Consider the following 22,792-nt stretch of genomic DNA (forward strand, 5'->3'; position numbering starts at 1 on the left):
CATGATTCTGGATGGAACTGCTGCGCAATCCATAGCTTCTGGCGCAGCGCTGATAAGGGATGGAAGCCTATTGGGCTTGCCCACCGAGACGGTGTACGGCTTGGCCGCAGACGCTGACAATGCAGACGCCGTGGGTCAAATTTTCAAAGCCAAAGGCCGCCCGGCCGACCATCCGCTGATTGTTCACGTGCTGGACGCCACGGGGGTGGATCACTTTGCGCGGGACGTGCCCCACTTTGCTCGCGCCTTGATCGCCGCCTTCTGGCCCGGCCCGCTCACGCTCATCTTGCCGCGCCGCGACGGGGTGGCGGCGGCGTCCGCCGGGGGGCAAAACTCCATTGGCCTGCGCAGCCCGTCGCACCCCGTGGCGCGGGCCTTGCTTAAGGCCTGCCTGGACGCCAGCGGCGGCCAAGTAGTTTGGGGCGTGGCAGCCCCCAGCGCCAACCAGTTTGGCCGCGTCAGCCCCACCACGGCAGCGCATGTGCACAGTGAGTTTGGCGATGCCGTGACCGTGCTGGACGGCGGGCCATGCGCCGTGGGTATCGAGTCCACCATCATCGACTGCACCCGGGGTGTGCCGGTGTTGCTGCGCCCCGGCGCCATCACACCAGAGCAGGTGCAGGCCGTTTGCGGCCTGGCAGTGCGGACCAAAGAATCATTGGACGACGAGGCGGCCCCCGCGCCTCGGGCCTCAGGCACGCTGGAGTCGCACTACGCCCCGCGCGCCAAGGTGCGCCTGATGGACGCCAAGGCCTTGCAGTCGGCCTTGGATTTGTTGGGCGCTGACATCGACGGCGCCCAGAGTGACAAACCAGTTATTGCCACCTACTCCCGTGGGGTTCTCAAAACCAAGTCGGCCAAAGTCATGAGAAAAGCCATGCCGACCGATGCACCATCGGCCGCCTACCAGCTGTTTGCCGACTTGCGCGCCATGGACGATGCCGGTGTGCAGCTGATCTGGATTGAGACCCCACCGCCTGATTCCGCGTGGGACGGCGTGCGCGACCGCTTGCAACGCGCGGCGAGCTGAAGCTCACATCCAACGCGCAATGACACCTCTCTTTCCAGGAGTGGCGTTTCCCCAATGAATTCAGGCTCTGCGGTACGTCATTGCTACTTGCAGCAGCGAATCCGCGTTCAGGTGAGCGGCTAGCGGGTGGCCTCACCTTCGATAGGCTTGGCTGATGTCGGTCGTCAAGCTCGGTGGTTGAATGACTTGAAAAAGACCCAGAAACGGTCGCTCACCCGGCGCTTTCATAAGTCAAGTACGCAGCGGGACGAGTCATCCGAAGGTGCAACCTGTATGACCGCTTCCGCCCGCACAGCCGACTTTACGGCCAGAGTCCCTGCTGCAACAAACGCAATGTCCGCTTCGAAACGTCAAATTCACGGCCATCAACTTCCGCTTTTGGTCGGAGTGACAGGTAATAATAGACCCATTGCCGCTAGTCAGTTTGCCAAAGTGAAAACCCTAGACCTGCCTTCGCTACAACAACCTATTGATCGGCAATGCTGCTTTGGTATCGGTCAGACCTATTTGATGAATCGTCCTCATACGCCCCATCAACGAAAAATCAGCGGCTGAAGCTGACCTGTTCCGCTCAGGCCGATAGCTGGCCGGCATCTGAATATCTATTTCATCCAAATTAGCTTAATAGTTTAATAAGCACGTCCGGGTGAATAGTCCAACCGATGAGGCCTGCCAGACCCATGAGTACACCGAATCCGGATGGAAAGAGTGCCATCACAAAGAGCCAAGGCAATTGAGTTAGCGACGTCACGGCGAGCAAAGAGATGGCGATGGCAATTGCTGCATCAGACAGGTCAAATTGGTCGTCCTTGAAATTCAACGCGTCGTAAGTTGACTGGTCTTTCTCTGCCTGGGCTTTTAATTCATTCTTCTTTTGATTTTGATCCTTCGCCAACCCTTCGTAAGCGCGAATTTGTGCATCGAAAGCAACTTGCAGTTTGACAGGGGCTGCCAATGCTTGAAGTCGCAATTGAGCTAGTGTCGACTTTGCAATTTCTTCCCGTATGTTGCGCGCTTGATAGAACTGCCAATTGTCAAGTTTATCGGCTTGCGCTTGTTGCATCGCTTGCACAATGTTGTCATCTTTGACCTTGCAAATTCCCATAAAGGTGGCGAGCAGCGCAACGGTGATGGCCACCGCGGGATTGAGCCAAGGCAACCTCTTTGTGACGTTTGCCGACTTGGCGGACTCTATGACTTCAAGGGGATCAAATTCCATATTTTTACTCCAACGATCGATGGGTGGTGAAAGCGATAAAGGTGAGGCGCCTGCATACAAGAGAAGACGGTGTTGGTGGCAATGCTTCCCAAGCAGCCAGGTGCGATATCAAACAGTAGTTTCCAATGGAGGAATGGCCGGCCCGCTAAATCTGAACCCTTGTGCCGAGTTCAATCACGCAGTTATTGGGCAATTGAAAAAAGCTGGACACACTGCCTGCGTTCCGAGACATAAAGGCAAAGCAGACTTCCCGCCAATGGCTCATTCCGGCCCCTTTGGTTGGCACCACAATTTCCCGACTCAGGAAGTAGGAAGTCTCAAAGAGATTGATGGGTGCGCCGTTAAAAGAACAGAGTTCAAGTGCTTTGGGAACATCCGGCGTGTTCTTGAATCCGTAGTTGACCTGCACTGTCCAGAAGCCTGTCGTGAGCGACATTACTTTCACACGTTCTTCAAACGGTATCCAGGGAACGTCGTGGAACTTCACAGTGAGAATCACATTGCGCTCGTGCAGTACCTGGTTGTGCTTGAGGTTGTGCATCAGGGCTTGCGGCACGGTGCCTGGATTAGCAACGGCATAAACAGCGGTTCTTGCAACCCGATGAACGCGATCAACCAACAAGCGATTGGCGAACGGCAAAAGCTCTGGATCATCGCGACGAATACTGTCAATCAGCAGTTCACGACCCCGGTGCCAGGTGGCCATGACAAAGAAAATAGCCACGCCCAGCAACAGGGGAAACCAGCCGCCCTGGAAGAACTTGAGAGAACAAGACATCACCAGCAGCACATCCAGAACCAGGAAGACGCCAGTCGCCACAATTGCCAGCGGCAGCGGGTAACCCCAGCCGTCTCGAACCAAAAAATACGTCAAGACCGTTGTGATGAGCATGGTCACTGTCACTGACATGCCGTAAGCGGCCGCCAACGCGGAAGAACTACCGAACCCCAGTACAGCAATGATGACGGCCACTAACAAGAGCCAATTCACCCCCGGCAGATAGATCTGCCCTGCATTCTTGGCCGAGGTGTAATTGACCTGCATTCTTGGAAGCAAACCCAGTTGCATCGCCTGCTTGGTCATTGAATAGGCGCCTGTTATGACCGCCTGCGAGGCAATCACAGTCGCCACGGTCGCGAGCACGACGGCTGGAATGAGCCAAAACGATGGAAAGAGGCGATAGAACGGATTTCCCAATGCGCTCGGGTCGCGAAGGAGCAACGCGCCCTGCCCCATGTAGTTGATGGTCAATGCAGGCAACACTAGACCAATCCAGGCGAGCTGTATTGGTCGTTTTCCAAAATGCCCCATATCGGCATAAAGGGCTTCTGCCCCGGTGAAGGCCAGCACAATCGCGCCGACGGCAACAAACACATGCCAGCCTTGTGAGCGTAAAAAATGAAACGCGTTCAAGGGGTTCAGTGCGGCCAGAATGGTTGGTTCTTGCAGAATTTGCGTGACACCGGTCACGGTTAGAACGCCGAACCACAGCGCAATGACTGGTCCAAACATCCGTCCGACTGTGGCCGTGCCAAACCGCTGCATGGCAAACAAGCCAATCAGAACCGCGATGCAAATAGGCAGCACGTAGGGCTTGAAAGCTGGGGTGATCACCTCCAGTCCCTCGACCGCGCTGAGTACGGAAATCGCCGGTGTGATGACGGTATCCCCGTAAAACAGTGCGGCTCCGAAAACGCCGGTCATCAGCAGGATCAGCCGGCGCCGAGGTGTTTTTCCAGCCGCATTGGCAACAAGTGCAGTTAACGCCATGATGCCGCCTTCGCCGCGATTGTCTGCGCGCAAAACGAGCAACACATATTTCAGCGTCACAACCATCATCAGGCCCCAAAAAATGACGGACACGGAGCCAATGATGTGAGCTGCGTCCAGCGGGATTGCGGTTGCAGTACCGAAGATTTCCCTCATTGTGTACAACGGGCTCGTGCCAATGTCGCCGTACACAACGCCCATGGCGCCAAGGGTCAGCCCGGCAATGCTTTCTCGATCGTCTTTGATACTCATTGCAACTTAATGACAGTGAACAGGATGTCACTGTCGCCGCGATGGCATCAGGAAAGCATAAGGATCGATATTTCTTCAAACAGCCAAGCGATACCCGATGCCAATTTCCGTCAAGAGGTGCCGGGGTTCTGCCGGGTCGCGTTCAATCTTTGCTCGCAACTGGGCCATGTAGAGTCGCAAATAGTGTGTGTGCTCCGTGAATTCAGGCCCCCACACGTCCGAGAGCAGGTGGCGATGGGTCACCACCCGACCGGCACTGCGCACCAGGCGTGCCAGCAGTTTGAATTCGGTCGGCGTGAGGTGCAAGGTTGCTCCGCCGCGTTGCACCTGGCGCAACGTCAGGTCCACCCGAAAATCGTCCAGTTCGTGGATCTTGATAGCGGCATCCAGCGCGGTACCTCGATGGCGTAGCGCGACACGAATACGGGCCAAAAGCTCGGCAACACTAAAGGGTTTGGTCAGGTAGTCGTCCGCACCCGCATCGAGCAATTGTATTTTTTGAGCTTCCTGGTGGCGAGCGGAGACCACGAGGATGGGCAGCGAATGGTGTCTTCTCACTTCGTGCACTAGGTCAATGCCGTCTCCATCTGGCAGCCCCAAATCCAGCACCATGACATCGGGCGGCGTGTTGTGCAAGAGGGCCTTGGCCTCACTCACAGTCACTGCCGTTCTCACATCAAACCCTTCGACAGTCAATGAAGACTGCATCAAGGCTCTTATCTCACGGTCGTCTTCAACGACCAGAACGCGCAGGGTCATGTGTACTCACTTGGTGGTTGCGGCTGGTCGAGTGGCAGTGACAACGTGAAGTTGCTGCCGCCGCCCTTTCGGCGCCTGAAGGTCAAGCTGCCACCATGTGCTACGGCAATGGCGCGGCATACGGCTAGTCCTAGACCGGCGCCACGTTGCCCGGAATGGTCGTTGTGTGAAAACGGTTCGAATAGGGTTTCAACTTGCTCGGCAGGGATTCCCGGCCCGAGGTCCTTGACGCAAACTCGCAATTCATCGTCGCAGACATTGACATTCAGTTCGATTACGTCGCTGCTGTATTTAAGCGCGTTGTCTAGCAGGTTAGCTACCAACTGCGCCAGCAGGACTGGGTCCACCTTGATCAATGGCAATTGCTCCGGGACTGTCGACTTGATGCGTCGCGAGGGGTCACGTTGGCGGACACGAGCCAGTACCGCGCCCACTATTTCCTCCATGGATTCCCAATCCCGGCTGAGAACTTGGGAGGAGTGGGTCAGTCGAACCAGTTGCAGCGTGTTGTCTGTCACGGTGGATAGGTAGGTGGCCTCGCTGATGATGCTGCTCAACAACCGGTCCTGTTCCGCCCTGCTAAGTTTGTCGCGCTGGGTTTGCAATGCGGATGCAGCTCCCACGACAGCGGCCAAAGGGGTGCGCAAATCGTGTGAAATGGCTGCCAGGAAAGTGCTCTGAACTTGCTGCCGCTGCGCTTCGTGCTCGGCCGCCAACATCGATGAAATCAGTCGCACACGCCAAAGGGCCTGTCCCAGCAAGCTGCACAGTGTCTGGGCGTGCTCGCGACCACTGGCATCCCCAGCCAATGCGGGCTGAACACGAACCGCGCCACTGACCTGCCCTTTCGCTCCCAATGGCAAATACCAGGCTTCGAGTCCCGGCCAACGCCCGGTACCTGGCCCCAATATTGCTGACTCCTTGATGCAGCATTGCATGGCATCAACTATGGAAGAAGTGAACTCACCCTGCAGGGCATCGGCATCTTTGCGCAAGGCCAGTACGCAAGGTCCGCCAAATGCGGAGTTAAGGGCGATTTGGCCCAACCCAGCAATTTCATCTGCGCTTGTCGCGTCAGCGAGGTCCGTGGCCAGCATCTGTAGTTGACCCGCCCGCTGCGCGTTCAGTCGTGCAGCTTGCGTTTCTCTTTTCAGGCTAGCCGCCAAGTTGCTGATAACCAGCGCGACCAACAGCATCGTGAGTAGGGCAATCAGATGCTCTTGACTGTCAACCTGGAATGTAAGCCGCGGTGAAACAAAAAAGAAATTGAATGCGGTGACAGCACCGACAGCACACACCGCCGACTCTTTCCATCCGAGCGTGTAGGACGCCATTGCCACTGCCAGAACGTACAACATTGCCTGGCTTGTCAGGGACACATGATGGTCTACCACGTAGCCAAAGGCCGTGGCGCCGGTCAGCAACAAGGCAACAATAAACCAGCGCGTTAGCGATGGGTATCGGAAGGTGGAAACAGCAAAAAGGTGCATGCTGTCGGCAGCGTACCACCGGTCGCATCAGGATTGCATTAGGAAGTCGCCCAGGCGGCAAAGACAGACTGCAATAGAGAGCATCACAGCACAATCCTCCTTGTGCTGAATAACCGAAGCGACAGTTAATCTCCGCACGATGTACAAATCAGATATCGACAACGACAGACGGGTTTCATTTGGGTTTGTGGGATGCCTGCACGCGACAAGAAAAATGATGGGCGCAATGCTGGCCTGTCGTTCGGGGTCGCGAGCGGTCCATGACGGAAACTGCTTCGAGTACAGAGACTGTCAAGTGATCGGCACACCTATGAATGTTTAATGGTACGTCGTTCGGTTTCGAACGCGCGCATAGTCGACTCCATGGCTTGCATCCCATTTTTCACAACCTCAGTGACCGCTTTGCGGCCTCGAGTTCAAGGCCATTACCTACCGCTTTGGGTCGGGACGAGTCATCCGAAGGTGCAACCTGTATGACCGTACATGGACGCTCCCGTAATGCCAAGCGGTCATTCTTTTTTGGCTTGATGGTATAGATTGCACCCGTACATTCGGACTTTCATTGTGACTTTGGGTCACTGTCCCTGATGGGATTCGCTGGTTGGCTCCACTATAGCTTCCACGCACTCTAGAGTGCTTAGACATTCTCGGGTTTTGCCGACCCCGGTCTTACCTGTCTTGCCATCACTTCATGATCGCTTGAGCAATCGGTGGTTCTATTCTCCCTGCTTGGTTGTTGCTTTACTAGTCGTCTGTTTGGCTCAGGCCGACCTGACTGTCGTGTAGTCGGATCGAAACTCTCGGTCATGCGCCAGTAGGGCCCACGCAATACGCGCGTTCTTGTTGGCCAGTGCCACCGTTGCCACGTTCTTGTGGCGCCGACTGAGCACACCGTTGATCCAGCCGCAGGCTTCGGGTTTTTGCGGAGCACGGTAAATGACCGCGCGCGCGCCGTGTATCAGCAGAGAGCGCAAGTAAGAATCACCGCGCTTACTGATGCTGAGCAAGTTCTGTTTGCCGCCGCTGGAGTTCTGCTTGGGTACCAAGCCCAGCCAAGCTGCCACTTGGCGACCGTTCTCGAAGTTCTTTGCATCTCCCAATGAGGCCACCAGTGCACTGGCGGTGATGGGGCCAATACCAGGCACCTTGGCCAGCTTGCTGCTGGCTTCACTCAGGCGGTGCCATTTGACTATTTGCGACTCCAGCTCGTCAACCTGGGCGTCAAGCACTTTGAAGTGCTCAATCAGTCGCAATATGAGCAGCCGAAATGCTCCGGGCAGCTCGTTACTGGCGTCTTCTATGAGTTCTGGCACCTGCTTGGTGATGTGCTCGATGCCTTGGGGAACTATGAGGCCAAACTCCGACAGCAGTCCGCGGATCTGGTTGGACTGGGCCGTGCGGGCGATCACAAAGCCCTGACGTACCCTGTGCAGCGAGAGAACACCTTGCTGCTCCACGTTCTTGATCGGCACAAAGCGCATGTTGGGCCGCGCGACTGCCTCACAGATGGCCTGCGCATCGGCCGCACCGTTCTTGTTGGTCTTGACATAGGGTTTCACAAACTGAGGCGACATCAGCCGAACGTCATGCCCCATAGCGCGCAGCTTGCGCGCCCAGTGGTGAGCGCTGCCACAGGCTTCCATGCCAACCAGACACGGCGGCAGATTGACAAAGAATGCAGCCACTTGATCGCGGCGAAGTTGCTTCTTGATGACTGGCTCGCCAAACTCGTTAACGCCATGCACCTGGAAAACGTTCTTCGCCAGGTCAATACCGACTGTTGTAACCTTCATGGTGGACGCTCCTATCTGTTCAAGTGGTTGCTGCGAAGCTCCACTTTGGCACATTGCGATGCCGGTGGGTGGGAGCGTCCATCCCATTGCTTCCGCACGCGTAGCGGTCTTTCGCTACTGTCTCAGCAATGCCCACTTGACTTACGCGCCTGACAAGCGGAGTGCTTGGTGGCGTGAAGCAGTGACCGCGACGCTCAGGGGCAGACAATCGTGCCCAGCCAGCCCGCAGGCAGCTCGAGGTCCACCACTTGCAGGGCCGCCAGGCGGGATTGCAAAGCCGGGCTCCATTCCACCAGACCCAGTGACAAGCATTTGAGGCCCGCCTCGTGGCGAGCCCAGGCGCGCAGGAACTGCTGGTTTTGGGAGACCAACGGTTGTGACGCGAGTTGCCTTGCCATCGCCGGCCCCATGTAGTCGTGCGCGACGGCGTGCCAGTCAAAGGCCGGTGACTCGCAGACGATGTCCACGCCCACCGGCCCCAAGCGGTTCACGGCCGCCACCGATAGGCCTGCCTCATGGCTCACCGACAAGCCCCACTCCGGCGAATGCGGGCCCTGCGCTCGCAAAGGCTGGCCCGGCGTGTGGGTCAGCGTGACGTCGGCGGGCTCGCAACCCCACATCTCGCCCAGAATGCCTGTGAGGCAGGTGCGGATGGCTTGGCGCGCCACCGTGCGATCCGGGTTGTCTGGCGTTTTCACGGCGATGACGAACAGCGGCTCTGACCGTGGAACGAGGGCCGACCAAGGCGACCCGGTGTCGACTTGTACGACCGGCACCGGTCCAGTCGGGGTTCGCATCACACCCTGGCAGGCGCTGCCGGGCAGCCGAGCCAGCTGCTGGCGGCGGGAATGTGCTCGCCCTTCATGACCAGGGTGAGTGGGCCGAGCTTGGCGTTGTCGCCCACCACGGCGCTGTACAACACGGCACTGCGCGGCCCCATGTAGACCCGGCTGCCGATGGTGACGTGGTCAATCTTCATGATGCGGTCTTCAAACAAATGGGTCTGCGGACAGGCCAGCCCGTTCACCTCACTGTGATCGCCGATGGTGACGCAGTCAAATTCGGTGATGTCGGTGGTGTCCAGGTACACCCCGCGCCCAATGCGGCAGCCCAGCAAGTTCAGCGCCAGGGGCAACCACGGCGTGCCTCGCAGGTAGCGCATGAAATTGGGCACTGCAATGCCCTCGTACAGATTGGTCACCGCCTCGGACAGCCACACAAAGGGTGTCCACATCGGCACACTTCGGGTGCCGTAGCGGCCCAGCAGCAGCCATTTCAGCGCCAAAACAAAGGCAAAGGTGCCTACGCCATAGAGCAGGCCGGTCATGGCCAGATAGCCCGTCACTGCGGCCCACTGGCCGTCACCTGCCAGGGGCATCAGGTTCAGCACCACGGTGTAGCCCACGGCAATCACAATGGCATGCGGCGTGATGATGCGCGCGGCCTCCACCAAGCCCCGCCCCAGCCGACGCCACAGGGAGGGGCGAAAGGTCAGGTGCTCGGCGAAACCGCGCACCACTTCGCGGGCGGGCAGGTTCATGGGCGGCGAGCCCAGCCAGGTGTCGCCGTCGTGCATGGCGGTGTTGTCGGGCACGGTGGAATGCACACCCACCAGCACGTTCTCAGGCAGCACCGTGCCGTCGGGAATGTAGGCCCCGTTGCCCACAAAGCTGCGCCGTGAAATCACGGTTGGCTGCATGGTCATCCAGCCGCCATCGATTTTTTCGTCGCCCAGCATCACCGCGTCGGCGATGAAGGTGTCGTCCCCCAGGGTCAGCATGTCGGGCACCAGGCCCTGTGCGGTCGAAATTTCTGCGCCTTTGCCCACTTTGGCGCCCAGCAGGCGGTACCAAAATGGCGCGTACACCGTGGCATACACGCCGTGCAAAACACTGAGGCTGGACTCCTGAATCTGGTTGACCAGCCATTTGGCGCAGTACAAATTGCTGTGCACCGGCCAGCTGCCAGGCTTCATGCGTGGCAAGACAGTCCAACGTATGACAGCAGACAACAGCACTGTACAAACAATCATCAAGCCTGACGCGGGGAAGGCCATCACAAAGTACTTGGCCAGCTGAAAGCTGACATCCGAACTTTGCAGCCAGGGGTACAGCTCGGTGTTGTCCAGCAGGTCCATCAGCACAAAGGTTGGAAACACGGGCAGAAAAAAGACCGTGGTGATGGCCAGCGCCCCCAGTAGGAAGTAAACCGATTCCAGCGCCAGGCGGCGCCGGCTCACGGCTGGGCGTGGCGGGTTGCTGGCTGGGTCAAAGGCGCCGGCATCGCGTGCTGGCGCGCCGCGCCAAATTCGCCCCTCTGGCAGATTTACGCCGTCGCTCAAGGCCGATTGCCCTTCCAGGTGGCCGCCCGCGCCGATGCGGGTGTTGCCCTCCAGAATTGCGCACGAACCTACGCCGGCGTTGGCCCCCAGCTCAATTGCCCCCAGGCGTAGCCAGCCGTGCTCGACGCGGGCGTTCTCGAAATTGGTCGCATTGCCAATGCTCACGCCGTCGCCCACGGTCAGCAGGTCAGGCGCACGCAGAGAGATCGAGCCGATGACCACGTCACGCCCAATACGGGCGCCCAGCGCGCGAAGCCACCAGCAGTACAAGGACGAGCCGTTGAGCAAGTAGGTGGGGGCAGCCTCGATCAGCCGGTCGGCCAGCCACCAGCGGTAATAGGTCATGCCCCACAGGGGGTAGCGCCCCGGCTTGAGCCGCCCGGCAATCAGCCACTTGCCGGCAATGGCCAGGCCAAACTCCAGCAACGTCATGACCAGGAACGAGGCGGTGGCCACCACAATGGCCAGGGCCAGCGAGTCGTCCGGCTCACCGGTGAAAAAGTGGTACATGAAGAACGGCGCCAGCCATTGCCCCATGCGAAACGCCACCAGCGCCGGAATGACCGCCGCCTGGGCGAGGCCGCAGCGCCAGCGCCGCCAAGTGGAGGGCACCTCCCAGGTGGTGTCAACGGGCGGGGTGTCCACGGGCGCTTGGGCCAGTGCGCTGGCAATGCGGCCAATCTGGCGGTTTTGGTAAATGTCGCGCACCGTGACGTGGGCAAAGCGGGCGTCGGCGCGCAGGGCGGACGCCAGCCGTGCCGCAAACAAAGAGTGCCCGCCCAGATCGCTGAAGAAGTCGGCGCTGCGGCGAATAGGTTGACCGGGAAACAGCGCGGCCAGTGCGGCGAACAAGGCGGCTTCCGCGGGCGTTTCGGGCGTGTCCGCATCGGCGGGGTTGTGCACCTGGGGCGCCAAAGGCCAGGCTTTCAGGGCCTTGCGGTCGATCTTGCCCGAGGTGAGGCGGGGCATCTCCGTGAGCAGCTCAAAATAGCCGGGCACCATATAGGGCGGCAGTGCCTGGCTCAAGGCGCCGCGCAGTGTGCCGGGCTGCAGCGTGACTTCAGCGTCGCTCACCAAAAACGCCACCAGTTGGTCCAGCCCGCCTTCTTGCCGCAACACCACGGCTACCGTTCCCACGCCGGCTTGTTGGGCTAAAACGGCCTCTATCTCGCCCAACTCGACCCTAAATCCGCGAATTTTGACTTGATCGTCGGTACGGCCCAGGCATTGAACCTGGCCGTTGGCGTCGATGCGGGCCAGGTCGCCGGTGCGGTACAGGCGGGCCTGATTCGGTTGACTGGCCCAGGGGTTTGGCAGGAACTTCTCAGCCGTCAGGTCCGGTCGCCCCAGGTAGCCGTCGGACACGCCGGGCCCGGTGATGCACAGCTCGCCCACCTCGCCTCGGGGCATCAGCGTCAATTCAGCCGTGGACTCGGCGTCAATCACCAGCATCCCATAGTTGGGCAGGGGCCGGCCAATCGTGACGGCTTCGCCCGCGTGCAACTCGGCCAAGCTCGCGGACACCGTGGTTTCTGTGGGGCCGTAGGTGTTGAACATCTGCCGACCGGGCCGCGCCCAGCGGGCCACCAACGAGGGCGGGCACATCTCGCCGCCTAGGTTGATCAACCGCAGGCTGGGCACCTCCTGGGTGAACAGCGCCAGCAAGGTGGGCACGGCGTGCAACACGGTGATGCCGTTGGCCTGCAGGGCCACGGGCAAGGCTTCGGGGTCGGAGGCCACGTCTTTGGGCGCAATCCACAACGTGGCGCCGGCCAGGTAGCTGATCCAGATTTCCTCAAACGACATGTCAAAGGCCACCGAGAAGCCCTGGTAAACGCGGTCGCGATCATTCACTTCCAGCCGCGCATTTTCACTGCGCAAAAAGTGGCAGATGCTGCCCTGGTTGATGGCAATGCCTTTGGGCTTGCCGGTAGAGCCTGAGGTGTAAATCACATAGGCGGGGTGATTGGGCAGCACGTGGGTGCGGCGCTGCAGTGGGTCCTTTGTGGGGGCCAGCAGGGCTTCGGCAGTCCAGACCGGGCAGGGCAGGGCTGAAAAACTAAGCGCCAGTTGGGCGCAGCCGACCAATCCCGGTGATTGAGCATCGGCCAGGCAAACAGCAATACGGTCCACCGGGGTGTCGGCCTCCAGCGGCAACCAGGCGGCGCCCGTTTTGGCAATGCCGGCTTGCATGATGAGCAGCTCGATGCCGCGTGGCAGGCACAAACCCACTACTTGGCCGGGCTGAACGCCGGCTTTCAACAGTTGGCTGGCGACCCGGTCTGCCGCCTGGTTCAGTTCGCGGTAGCTCAGGCGCCGGTCGCCAAATATCAGCGCGGTCTGATCGGGCAGGCGCTCTCCCGTGGCCTCCAGCAGGTCGGCCAGCACCTCCACCCGGATCAGGTCGGGAAGCAGGGACCCCAAAAGCATATCGGGGTGAACAACAACGTCAGTCATGCAAAGCAGTCAAGAGCCAACCCACTCAAGGCGAAGGATGGCGGGTAAGCACAGGCGCACCACAGGCCAAGGCAGGCGTCGGGGTGGTGGGCGCAGCAGTGTACTGCGTGGCGCCATGTTTTACCTGTCTGGCCGCAGGGTGTCTTGACGACCAGACCCACCAAGCCAAGGCCAAGAAGAGGTGAGCGCCGCAGAAGTCCTGCGATGCCCATTTGCACCACAGTCGGAAAGGAGCATGGGCTTTTGTGGTTCACCGGCCACGGTGGACTTGGATTGTGAGTTAGCGGTTGTGCAGAGACGTGGAGCCCAAGTCATTCACGGCGCAGGCGAGGTGCATGCGCCCTTGAGCGTTGAATTGCGCGCCCAAGGGATCATTTTTAGGCTCCCTGCACAAGGGCTGGCCGCATAATGGAGAAGCCATTGATCAGGGAAACCCGACGACTTCGGGTTTTTCAATAAGGCAGTTGATCCAGGACGCACCCCTCACGCATGAAACGATTCGGCGCTTTTTTTCAGGCATTGCCACTCACCTTGGACAAGGGTAGATGGCGCACTCTTTCCCTGAAACGCACCGTCATGCTGGGCATCTCCGTGGGCATTCTTCTGCCGGCGGCGGTGGTCGGGACCTATCTCGCCGTTGACAGTTACGAGCGCGAGATTGACCTCCAAGTGACCTCTCTGCTGCGCCAGTATGTCGGCATGTTGGAGAAAACAATCCCTTTGCCATTGTGGCAAATGGACATCATGCTGGCCAACTCTTTTGTCCGCTCGATCATGACGAACCCCAGCGTGGTCAAGATCAGTGTTGTGGATGCAACCCTGGGCTCGGTTCTGGTGGTCGAAAATCCGCGCCCCCGAGGCGGCACGATTGTTCGGGAAGAGCGTCCGATCGTCTGGTCGGATCGAGTCATTGGCCGGGTGTCGATTGAGATGAGCACGGCCCAGGTTGAGCAGAAATTTTTGAGAAACCTAATGGGCGTGGGCGGTGCGTTGCTTTTGCAACTGGTGGCCTCGATTGTGTTGCTGGTGTTGTTGGTTGAGTTGCGTCTGATGCGCCCGCTGCGTCGCTTGCAACAGGATGCCGATCGTCTGTCAAAAGGTGAGCTGACTCTGCCGGTGATCGCCATGCGTGAAGATGAAATGGGTGAGCTGGCTCTGGGCATGGATCGGATGCGACAAAAGCTGGGACACCACATTGAGGAAGTTCGCGACCTCAATGCGGGTTTGGAGCAGCGTGTGGCTGAACGCACGCTGGACCTGAACACGGCGAATCAGGAGCTTCTCAATGCGATGGCCAATTTGGAGATTGCACAAAATGAAATCCAACGCGCCGAGCGTCTGGCCGCACTGGGCGCCCTGGTAGCGGGTGTTGCCCATGAACTCAACACCCCCATTGGAATTTGCATCACCGTGGCCAGTTCTTTGCAAGGCATGAGCCATCAACTGACCCGAACCATGCAAAGCGGCATGACTCGCTCGGGCTTGAACAGCTATGTCCAGCACGCCAACGAAGCCAGCGACATTCTGATGCGCAACCTGGAGGCCGCCGCGACCTTGATTGGAAGCTTCAAGCAAGTGGCCGTGGATCGAACTAGCTCGCAGCGTCGCCGATTCTCTCTGCAAGAAGTGGCTCGCCATACTCTGCAAACCATTGGGGCCACGATTCGTCGCGCGCATGTGACGGTGACCGACGACCTGCCAGAAGGCGTTTTCCTTGATAGTTACCCAGGGGCACTGGGGCAAGTTCTTAGTAATCTGCTGCACAACGCGCTCTTGCATGCGTTTGATGAAAATTCCCAGGGAGAAATTTCTCTTTCGGCGCATCGTGTGTCTCCCGAACAAGTGGAGTTGGTCGTGGGGGACAACGGGTTTGGAATTCCTCAAGCAAACCTGACGCGAATTTTTGATCCGTTCTTCACCACCCGGTTGGGTTTGGGTGGAAGTGGCCTCGGACTGAATATTGTCTACAACCTGGTGACCGATGTACTGGGTGGAACCATTCGGGTCGAAAGCGAAGTCGCGGTCGGAACGCGGTTCATTCTGCTGCTACCGCTGGTGGCGCCAGTAGAAGCTGAACTCGAATAAACCAACAGAGTTCTCCAGGTGGTCCCGCTAGCGGCTATTTCCCACCAACCCAGCCGGTCGGGCAACTGACCTGAGACAGAAGATTCGCGTAGTCTTTTGAACTTCGAAGCTTGCTCACGCCTTGGTTGAAATCAGCCATTCGCGCCGCACTGGCGCTGTTGGAGCGAGGCAGCATCAAATGGGTGGTGAAGCTGTCGGTCATCAGCTTGGGATGCACGGATAGTCGATGGGCCTCCTCAGTATTGAAGTTGCGACGCAACAAGTCACAGGCCACGTTGCGCTCCATCGGAGCGACGTCGATGCGGTTTGTCAATAGCATTTTGAGTGCGGCCTCGTCGTTGGCCAGTCGCTCAACCGTCAGCTCCCCCGTCTTGACCATGGCCCAAATCTCTGGGGTGTAGGTGTAGTCCTGAATCAAGGCCATCCGGTACGGACGCAAATCAGTCAGGGCGGTCCAGTTGAATTTCAAGGCATTGCGGTAGACAAATACCCATTGCTCAGTGAGGATGTTGTCGCTGATGAGAAAGGAGGACTCGTGCTCAGGCTTGCGGCCCCAATAGGCGGTGCCATCCCACTTCCCAATCTTGGCCTCGGTCAAAGTGCGCGACCAGGGCATAAACGTGTACTCCACGGTATAGCCCTGCAATTCAAATGCTTTTCGCACAATGCTCAGCGCGATCCCCTGATCGGTGCGGGACTCCGTGGCATAGGGTGCAAGCTCCCCGGTTGCTATTTTAATAATGGGCTTTTGCGCCGCGGCCGGCAAGGCCACTGCCAAGCACAACACCGCCTAAAACCGCCGGATTCTCATGTCCATAGTGTCTCCTTGCCGTTACCCATATGACCAGCTTACATGGAAATCCGGGCTCGGCCAGCGAGGCGACGCAATTTCGCAGGAAATGGATTCGTCCATGCTCTGTATTGGTGCAAGGAGCTCAGTAGTTACACTGTTCCGCTCTTTGAGTCGGGGCCCGGGCCGTTGGTTTTCGTTTAAAAGTCAATGGAAAATGCTTTGGACAGCCCCAGTAAGTTACTGCACAATTCCTGAATGACATCTGTGGACCTGGCTTCTCCGTCAAACGATACGGACCTTCTCGAATTCGTCGAGGAGGCGGACTTATCCGCGACCCAGTCCGGGCTGGTTTGGCGCCTGCTCATCGTTGACGACGAGCCTGATGTTCACCGTGCGACCACCTTGGCGCTGAATGGCTTGACCCTGTTGGGGCGTCCGCTTGAATTTTTACATGCCTACACCGCTCATGAGGCCACTGCCATTTTGCGGCGGGAGCAAGATATTGCTGTTGTCCTGCTGGACGTGGTCATGGAACGCGAAGACTCTGGATTGGCCCTGGTGAAAGTAATTCGCCAAGACCTTCGACTGACGGATTTGCGTATTATTTTGAGAACCGGGCAGCCCGGCTACGCACCAGAAATCGAGTCAATCGACAAGTTCGACATTAACGACTACAAAACCAAGTCCGAGCTGACCCGTGCCAGACTGTATCTGACCATTGTGGCGGCGCTGAGAACGTATGAACAAATTCAGGCCTTGGACAAGCTGGCCTATTACGACAGCCTGTCCTGCCTGCCCAACCGGAACCGGTTCATCGACTTGATCGAAGAGCGCCTTCGCAAAAGCGATGGGGACGACGGGGTGGTTGCCATTTTGGATCTGGATGATTTCTCAGAGGTGAACGATACGCTGGGTCACCAGCATGGGGACCGGTTGCTGCAAGTCGTGGCCCAACGATTGACCGCGTCGTTGGGTCCGGACACGGTATTGGCACGCATTGGCAGTGATTCCTTCGGCTTGATGGGCTCTGCCGGAGCTATCAATCCCGAAGAACTGCTCGCATTGCTGGGCGCTCCGTTCCTGGGGCAGAACAATTCCATGCGGGTGACGGCAACCTAGGGCCTGGTTCATTTGTCCGGCGCCAAGGAGGGCGGTCTGGACGTTATTCAAAATGCGCACATTGCCTTGAAGCGGGCCAAAAAACTCAGTCGCGGCAGTTGCGTGGTTTACACGCAAGAAATGGGGGCCGCCATTCGAGAGCGAATTCGTCTTTTGCAAGGCCTGCGTTTGGCTGTAGAGGCCGAGCGATTGTTTGTCGTCTATCAACCTCAAGTCGAGCTCGACGGTGGCAAGGTGGTGGGCATGGAGGCCTTGCTGCGTTGGCGCAATGACGAAGGCATTTACATCCCTCCAGACCGGTTCATTCCGCTGGCTGAAACCTCCGGGTTGATCATTGCCCTTGGCGACTGGGTGTTGAGAGTGGCCTGCTATGAGTTGTTGCGTTTGCAGGGCATCGGCTATCCGGAGCTCAGGATGTCCGTCAACGTGTCGCAACTGCAGTTTCGAAGCCCGGATTTTGTGACCAAGCTGGAAAGTGCGATTGCCGACACCCAGGTAAGCGCGGCGATGCTGGAACTGGAAATCACTGAGTCTGTCGCCATGGAGGACCCGGAGTTTATGCTGGGGCGGTTTGCAGAAATCAAGGCCCTTGGGGTCAGCATTTCCATTGATGACTTTGGAACGGGTTATTCGTCGCTTAGCCGTTTGCGCCAACTACCGGTTGACCGGTTAAAGATAGATCGAGCATTTGTGAATGAATTGAGTTCAGATATTTTGGGCGGGCCGATTGCTGCCATGGTCATTGAATTGGGGAGAAACCTTAATTTGTCAGTGATCGCAGAAGGGGTGGAAACTGAGCTTCAGGCCAATACGCTGCGCTTGATGGGTTGCCATCTTGCACAAGGCTATTTTTATGGCCGCCCCATGGCTCCGAAAGAGCTGACGCAGTGGCTGCACGACCGTCGTGTGGCTTTGTGAGGCTTGGTTTTTCTGACCAAGACCCGGCAATGCACTGCAGCAAATAAAGGCCACTACTTTTCAGGTGACTGGCAACCGCTGGCCAGTCACTACCACCGTCCATGATTTTTGCGTGCCTGCTACGTAGACCGTGATTCAAGCAAGCGGCCGTTCGGGAGTGCTTGGGGTACTCCCGGGCGTTCAAAGGCAGGTCACTACGGGCACCCCCCCTTCTTTGCAATTCTCTTCGCATGTCAGGCCCAGATTGCCCTGGACGCGGTGGGCTCCAACTCAGGCCGCCGCGCTGGGCCGCGCCGCCATGCGGTCACGCCAGGCCTGCAGGGCCGTCAAACCTGCCCGGTCGGCCTTGAAGCGCATCAGTCGGGCGAATTCCAGGGTGCAAAACGCGGTGATGTCAGCCACGGTGAAGCGTTCACCCGCCACCCAGGACTGGCGCTGCAGCTCACCGTCCAGCCAAGTGGCAAATTCCAGCACCTTGGGGGCCTGGGCCTGGCCGAAATCGGGGAACTGCGGGTTCTCCAGCGGCGCCAGGCCCGGATGGGTGTGGCGCACACAACTGGCGGCGGGCAGCATGAAATACCACTCCACGCGGCGGTCTGCCATTTCAATGAAGGCACGCTCCTCGGCGTCCACACCCATCAGGTTGGGCGTGGGGTAGAGGCCTTCCAGGTAGGTGCAGATGGCGCGGGTTTCCGTCAGCATGCGGCAGTCGTCCAGCTCCAGCGCGGGCACCCGCGCCATGGAGCTCTTGGCACGAAAACTGGCGGCTTTGTGTTCCAGCGCGTTGAGGTCCACGGGCATCAGCTCAATCCCGCTGATGTTTTTCTCGCTCATGAACATAGCGACGCGCCGGGGGTTGGGCGCGCCGGGGGAGGTGAAGAGTTTCATGATTAGGGTCCTTCGGTGGTTGTGGTTGTGGATGTCGCTGTGGCGGTGGAGCGTGGCTGCCCCATTTCCACCATGCGCCGGGCTTCCAGTGCAAATCGCTGCGCGGCGGCATCGCCATCACGCGCCAGGTCCACCTTGGCGGCCGGTTGCTCAATGCCGCGCTGAACGGCGGGGCGGGCGCGAAGCTGGTCGCGCCAGCGCTTCAGGTATGGCAAGCCGTCCAGTTCCACGCCCGACCAGCGGTGCGTGCGTACCCAGGCCCAGTTGGCGATGTCGGCAATGGAGTAGTCACCCGCCAGATACTCGTTGTCTTTGAGTTGCCCGTCCAGCACCCCAAACAAGCGCCGGGTCTCACCCTGATAGCGGTCAATCACGGGCTGAATTTTTTCGGGGAAGTAGCGGTAGAAGACATTGGCTTGCCCCATCATCGGGCCGATGCCGCCGATCTGGAACATCAGCCATTGCAGCACCCGGGAGCGCCCCTTGGCGTCGTTGGGCATCAGCTGCCCGGTTTTCTCGGCCAGGTAAATCAGGCAGGCACCGGACTCGAACACCGCAAAGTCGTCCGCGTCCCGGTCCACTATGGCGGGAATGCGGCCGTTGGGGTTGATGGCCAGGAACGCAGATGTCTTTTGTTCATCTTGGCTGAAGTCCAGCACCTTCAGGGAGTAGGGCAGGCCCAACTCCTCCAAGGCGATCGACACCTTGTGGCCGTTGGGTGTTGCCGCGGTATAGAGGTCAATCATGCGTCGGTGTCCCGTGGTGGTAAAACTGCATGATAGTCAGCCCCGATGGTTCGTCGTGGGGATTGTGTCGCTGAGGTGCGAGGGGGCAGGGTGGACTGGAATGCTGCGAAAGCAGTCCTTGAAACAAGTTGCGAAGTGGCACCAAGACGACGACTTTGTCGATATCAACAAGCGTGTGCAGCTGATCGCCCGCCACGGGCAAGTACTTGAAACGTTGAAAAGTTTCCCTTGTTTGCTGCGACGTGAACCTGCGTTTTGAGCGGCCCACGCCGTCTCCGTCTCCTTCAGCGGGCGGCGGTGTCGTCCCGGATACGTTTCACGCGCTTGCGGTACGCACGCAGGTTGTCGTCAGAGATGCGCGACTCCCGTGTGCCCTTCACCTCGTCGAACTTGTGGTCCGAGCCGGTCACCGGTTGGGCCTCGACGGCCGTTTCGTGCTCGACGGCGTGCGATTTATCGGTGTTGCGGTAATAACGGTACAAGGCCCAGTACAGCCCGGCGGCACCCGCCGGGCCGGCCAGCAGCAGCCAGAGTCCGCTGTCTTCACTCATGAGGAGGCTCCCAAGAACCAGAGGGCAAGGCCTTCGATGAAGCTGCCGACGGTGAGCGCTGCCAGCAGGAGCTTCCACTGCTGCACCGGCACGCTGCCCATGGTTTGCCGGTGCGGCCGTTCACCGCAATGTAGTGCAGCATGCCACCGTTGCGGCCCGGTTGGTGGTACGAATAGAGCCACACCGGCAGGTACATGGACACCCAGCGCGTGCCGTGGACGCTGAGGCGCTCTTGCTCGCAGCGCACACCGCGGTCGTAGCGGCCCATCGATGACTCGACCTGGGCGCGGGCGATCGACAGTAGCTGGTCCTCCAGGCGCGGGCGCAAGTGCTCCACGTCTTGGTCGCGCTTCTCTGACGAGACACCGATCAGGTAGGACGCGTTCCACTTCACCGCGTTCTTTGTGTCGAACGGCAGGATCGTGTTGATGATGTTGTTGGTGTTGGCGCGCGTGTCCAGGTTGCCGCGCACAGTGGAGGATTCCAGCGGAAGGTCGTCCACGGTGAAGTCCACATGCCGTTCCACCTGGTACACGTCGGCGTCGTAATAGGTCGTCTTGTCTTTGCCGCTGCCCCGCGTATAGCGGCGCGTCTCGATCTCTGCCTTGCCCGCCACACTGACGCTGGTGTTGCCATCGACGATCATGTAGGGCAGGTAAACGCTGATCACGTTCTCCGGGATGAACTGTTGCTTGAAGGCCTTCAGCGCAAACATGCGACGCTTGCCTACGAATTGGCGGATGCGCGCGACCGCATCGTCCTTCTTGATATGAAAGGGCAACACCGCGTCGGGCACCGCGCCGTTTGCCACCTGTTCGTTGACGCCAAAGACGTGGCGACACCAATGGCAACGCGCCGTCATGGCGCTTTCCGTATTGATCGTCACCTCGGCGCCGCAGCCGGTGCACTTGAAGCTCATCAGGGTGGCGGCGTCGGCCGCGATGTCCCGCGCGCCAGACGCGATGACCGTGCCCTTGAGCTGGTCAATGCCCACGCCGAGTCCGAACTCCTCTTCGACCCGCTTGCCATGCCATTCGTTGCGGCAGTAGAGGCAGATCAGCAGGTCGCTGCCGGGTTTGTGCCGAATGTCGGTCGCACCGCATTTTGGGCAGCGGTTGAGGCCGTCCTTGAGCTCGTCGGCAGACGTGTTGATGGCGGCCGGGTCCGGCGCCTGCAACTCATCTCGAATCGGTTCGGGCAGTGTGGCCGGGTCAATCGCAAAACGGCCCGGTGACGGTGGCACGTCCTGTGGCGACCCCGGGCCGGTGGCTGGACGCCCCGGCGTTGACGACGGAATGTCCGCGCTCGACATGGTTGTTCCGCGATTTTCGGCTTACAGACCCAGCGCCTTGGCTTTAACCGCGTCGTAATCGGTCTGCGTGATCAGGCCGAGATCGAGCATCTCCTTGGCTCGCTTCAACTTGGCGATCGGGTCGTCCGCCGCCGGCGTGGCCGGCGCAACTGGCTGCTGCAAACTGCCGATACCGCCCATCATGCCCGATGCCATCCCCAGGCCCATCATGCCCGCCGCGCCGGTGTTTTCGCCAGCCGACTGCATGCCCTGAACAATGCTGGCCTGCAGGTTGGAGTTGCCGCGTGCACCGGCCAACGCGTCGGCGCGCTGCACGGTCTTGAGGAGTTCGCGCGTGTTCGCGTCGTATTCAATGGAAACAATGGCGGTTTTGACGATGGCCAGGCCGCGATCGGACTTCCACTGATAGGCGCTCTCCACCGCGTCGGACAAGCTTTTGGCGAAACCGACCGAATCCTGCTGGAGCTTGGTGATGCGATTGCCCTTGCCCGGGTCGTTCGTGTACAGGCTGAAGGCCGGCGCGAGCGAACTCACCACTTCGTTGAAGAGCTGGCTGGCGGCGGCATTGTCCATGTCGGTGAAGTCGAAGACCTGGCCGCTCTGGAGATAAGTGGCCGGCACGAAGTGCTTCACGAACAGGATCGGATCGACGATCTTCATCGTGTAGGAGCCGCGCGTCACCGCGCCGACCTGGGTGCCCAGCAAGCTGTCGTCCCAGTAGATTTCGGATTGCGTACCGAAGCGGTTGTCCGGCAGCTCTTTCAACGAGACGAAGAAGGCGGCCTGTTGCGAACCCGGCTGGCCGCCAAACTTGAAGCGCTCCCAGCTCTGCTTGATGAGCGAGTCGACCAGGCCATCGCCCGAGAAAATCGACTTCGAGTTGAGGTCGTCCGATCGCCATTCGTACCCGCCCGGCTCGGCAGCGAAGCCTGTGATCGCGCCATCTTGGAACAGCAGCAGTCCATAGCCCTCGGGGACGATGATCTTGGAGCCATTGGTGATGATGTTCGAGGAGCCCTTTGTGTTCGAGCCGCGTCCGGCGTTGGTGCCTTGCGGCACCGCGGCGAACAGCGCCGCCGTTGCAGGCAACCCGCCCGGTACCGTGTAGAAGTCCTTCCACTGGTCAGCAAGCGTACCGCCGATCGAACCCACCACTGCCTGAATAAGACCCATGATATTTCTCCGCTATTCCTGGCCGAGCACAGTACCCGACATACGCGGAAAACTATATATGACCGGGCGCAGGGCCCAGAGCGCTCCCGCGTGGT

At 59.2% G+C, this 22,792-nt stretch carries 18 protein-coding genes; 5 read left to right on the forward strand and 13 right to left on the reverse strand.

Annotation, left to right across the window (positions count from 1 at the left end; genetic code table 11):
* The first annotated feature begins 1 nt into the window (after position 1).
* Complete coding sequence (locus J8G15_RS16380) at positions 2-1,030, forward strand: L-threonylcarbamoyladenylate synthase (RefSeq protein ID WP_210543450.1); 1,029 nt, start codon at positions 2-4, stop codon at positions 1,028-1,030.
* Positions 1,031-1,303: 273 nt separating this feature from the next.
* Positions 1,304-1,585, forward strand: coding sequence for a hypothetical protein (locus tag J8G15_RS16385; RefSeq protein WP_210543451.1), 282 nt, complete (start codon positions 1,304-1,306; stop codon positions 1,583-1,585).
* 61 nt (positions 1,586-1,646) lie between these two features.
* Here J8G15_RS16385 and J8G15_RS16390 read toward each other — a convergent pair whose 3' ends face one another.
* The 7 genes from J8G15_RS16390 to J8G15_RS16420 form a co-directional block, all read right to left on the reverse strand.
* Positions 1,647-2,249, reverse strand: coding sequence for a DUF4337 domain-containing protein (locus tag J8G15_RS16390; protein ID WP_210543452.1), 603 nt, complete (start codon positions 2,247-2,249; stop codon positions 1,647-1,649).
* A gap of 145 nt (positions 2,250-2,394) precedes the next feature.
* Complete coding sequence (locus J8G15_RS16395; protein ID WP_210543453.1) at positions 2,395-4,272, reverse strand: potassium transporter Kup; 1,878 nt, start codon at positions 4,270-4,272, stop codon at positions 2,395-2,397.
* Between the two features lie 75 nt (positions 4,273-4,347).
* Positions 4,348-5,031, reverse strand: coding sequence for a response regulator (locus J8G15_RS16400; protein ID WP_210543454.1), 684 nt, complete (start codon positions 5,029-5,031; stop codon positions 4,348-4,350).
* Positions 5,028-6,521 (reverse strand): ATP-binding protein, encoded by a 1,494-nt coding sequence (locus J8G15_RS16405; RefSeq protein WP_210543455.1) that lies wholly within the window; start codon positions 6,519-6,521, stop codon positions 5,028-5,030. The genes J8G15_RS16400 and J8G15_RS16405 overlap by 4 nt, the downstream gene beginning before the upstream one ends.
* Positions 6,522-7,282: 761 nt before the next feature.
* Positions 7,283-8,314: an IS110 family transposase gene (locus J8G15_RS16410; protein WP_210543456.1), complete on the reverse strand. Its 1,032-nt coding sequence runs from the start codon at positions 8,312-8,314 to the stop codon at positions 7,283-7,285.
* 194 nt (positions 8,315-8,508) lie between these two features.
* A complete protein-coding gene (locus tag J8G15_RS16415; protein WP_210543457.1) occupies positions 8,509-9,111 on the reverse strand; it encodes a 4'-phosphopantetheinyl transferase superfamily protein in 603 nt (200 codons plus the stop codon).
* Complete coding sequence (locus tag J8G15_RS16420) at positions 9,111-13,112, reverse strand: Pls/PosA family non-ribosomal peptide synthetase (RefSeq protein WP_210543459.1); 4,002 nt, start codon at positions 13,110-13,112, stop codon at positions 9,111-9,113. The genes J8G15_RS16415 and J8G15_RS16420 overlap by 1 nt, the downstream gene beginning before the upstream one ends.
* A gap of 489 nt (positions 13,113-13,601) precedes the next feature.
* Here J8G15_RS16420 and J8G15_RS16425 point away from each other — a divergent pair, with 489 nt between their 5' ends.
* Positions 13,602-15,197 carry a sensor histidine kinase gene (locus J8G15_RS16425; protein ID WP_210543460.1) on the forward strand — a complete coding sequence of 532 codons (1,596 nt, stop codon included), beginning with the start codon at positions 13,602-13,604 and terminating at the stop codon, positions 15,195-15,197.
* A 34-nt stretch (positions 15,198-15,231) separates the two neighbouring features.
* Here J8G15_RS16425 and J8G15_RS16430 read toward each other — a convergent pair whose 3' ends face one another.
* On the reverse strand, positions 15,232-15,969 hold the full coding sequence (locus J8G15_RS16430; protein ID WP_240538577.1) for an ABC transporter substrate-binding protein: 738 nt from the start codon (positions 15,967-15,969) through the stop codon (positions 15,232-15,234).
* 276 nt (positions 15,970-16,245) lie between these two features.
* Between J8G15_RS16430 and J8G15_RS21665 the strand changes: the two genes are divergently transcribed.
* Positions 16,246-17,109, forward strand: a complete 864-nt coding sequence (locus J8G15_RS21665; protein WP_240538338.1) for a diguanylate cyclase domain-containing protein — start codon at positions 16,246-16,248, stop codon at positions 17,107-17,109.
* 12 nt (positions 17,110-17,121) lie between these two features.
* A complete protein-coding gene (locus J8G15_RS21670) occupies positions 17,122-18,027 on the forward strand; it encodes a bifunctional diguanylate cyclase/phosphodiesterase (protein ID WP_240538339.1) in 906 nt (301 codons plus the stop codon).
* A 270-nt stretch (positions 18,028-18,297) separates the two neighbouring features.
* Here the strand turns inward: J8G15_RS21670 and J8G15_RS16440 are convergent, their stop codons facing one another.
* The 5 genes from J8G15_RS16440 to J8G15_RS16460 all read right to left on the reverse strand — a co-directional run bounded on the left by J8G15_RS16440 (position 18,298) and on the right by J8G15_RS16460 (position 22,697).
* Positions 18,298-18,915, reverse strand: a complete 618-nt coding sequence (locus tag J8G15_RS16440) for a glutathione S-transferase family protein (RefSeq protein WP_210543462.1) — start codon at positions 18,913-18,915, stop codon at positions 18,298-18,300.
* A 2-nt stretch (positions 18,916-18,917) separates the two neighbouring features.
* The gene (locus J8G15_RS16445; protein WP_210543463.1) at positions 18,918-19,661 is read right to left on the reverse strand and encodes a glutathione S-transferase family protein; all 744 of its coding nucleotides are present in this window, start codon (positions 19,659-19,661) and stop codon (positions 18,918-18,920) included.
* A gap of 284 nt (positions 19,662-19,945) precedes the next feature.
* Positions 19,946-20,212, reverse strand: a complete 267-nt coding sequence (locus J8G15_RS16450; protein WP_210543464.1) for a hypothetical protein — start codon at positions 20,210-20,212, stop codon at positions 19,946-19,948.
* Positions 20,205-21,524: a TFIIB-type zinc ribbon-containing protein gene (locus J8G15_RS16455; protein ID WP_210543465.1), complete on the reverse strand. Its 1,320-nt coding sequence runs from the start codon at positions 21,522-21,524 to the stop codon at positions 20,205-20,207. The genes J8G15_RS16450 and J8G15_RS16455 overlap by 8 nt, the downstream gene beginning before the upstream one ends.
* Positions 21,525-21,545: 21 nt before the next feature.
* Positions 21,546-22,697, reverse strand: coding sequence for an SPFH domain-containing protein (locus tag J8G15_RS16460; protein ID WP_210543466.1), 1,152 nt, complete (start codon positions 22,695-22,697; stop codon positions 21,546-21,548).
* Between the last annotated feature and the right edge of the window lie 95 nt (positions 22,698-22,792).

The sequence above is a fragment of the Rhodoferax sp. PAMC 29310 genome (assembly GCF_017948265.1).
Taxonomy (GTDB): Bacteria; Pseudomonadota; Gammaproteobacteria; order Burkholderiales; family Burkholderiaceae_C; genus Rhodoferax.

Coding starts and splice junctions, on each gene's coding strand:
- J8G15_RS16380 (WP_210543450.1), top strand. CDS start 2: ATGATTCTGGATGGAACTGCTGCGCAATCCATAGCTTCTGGCGCAGCG.
- J8G15_RS16385 (WP_210543451.1), top strand. CDS start 1,304: ATGACCGCTTCCGCCCGCACAGCCGACTTTACGGCCAGAGTCCCTGCT.
- J8G15_RS16390 (WP_210543452.1), bottom strand. CDS start 2,249: ATGGAATTTGATCCCCTTGAAGTCATAGAGTCCGCCAAGTCGGCAAAC.
- J8G15_RS16395 (WP_210543453.1), bottom strand. CDS start 4,272: ATGAGTATCAAAGACGATCGAGAAAGCATTGCCGGGCTGACCCTTGGC.
- J8G15_RS16400 (WP_210543454.1), bottom strand. CDS start 5,031: ATGACCCTGCGCGTTCTGGTCGTTGAAGACGACCGTGAGATAAGAGCC.
- J8G15_RS16405 (WP_210543455.1), bottom strand. CDS start 6,521: ATGCACCTTTTTGCTGTTTCCACCTTCCGATACCCATCGCTAACGCGC.
- J8G15_RS16410 (WP_210543456.1), bottom strand. CDS start 8,314: ATGAAGGTTACAACAGTCGGTATTGACCTGGCGAAGAACGTTTTCCAG.
- J8G15_RS16415 (WP_210543457.1), bottom strand. CDS start 9,111: ATGCGAACCCCGACTGGACCGGTGCCGGTCGTACAAGTCGACACCGGG.
- J8G15_RS16420 (WP_210543459.1), bottom strand. CDS start 13,112: ATGACTGACGTTGTTGTTCACCCCGATATGCTTTTGGGGTCCCTGCTT.
- J8G15_RS16425 (WP_210543460.1), top strand. CDS start 13,602: ATGAAACGATTCGGCGCTTTTTTTCAGGCATTGCCACTCACCTTGGAC.
- J8G15_RS21665 (WP_240538338.1), top strand. CDS start 16,246: ATGACATCTGTGGACCTGGCTTCTCCGTCAAACGATACGGACCTTCTC.
- J8G15_RS16440 (WP_210543462.1), bottom strand. CDS start 18,915: ATGAAACTCTTCACCTCCCCCGGCGCGCCCAACCCCCGGCGCGTCGCT.
- J8G15_RS16445 (WP_210543463.1), bottom strand. CDS start 19,661: ATGATTGACCTCTATACCGCGGCAACACCCAACGGCCACAAGGTGTCG.
- J8G15_RS16450 (WP_210543464.1), bottom strand. CDS start 20,212: ATGAGTGAAGACAGCGGACTCTGGCTGCTGCTGGCCGGCCCGGCGGGT.
- J8G15_RS16455 (WP_210543465.1), bottom strand. CDS start 21,524: ATGTCGAGCGCGGACATTCCGTCGTCAACGCCGGGGCGTCCAGCCACC.
- J8G15_RS16460 (WP_210543466.1), bottom strand. CDS start 22,697: ATGGGTCTTATTCAGGCAGTGGTGGGTTCGATCGGCGGTACGCTTGCT.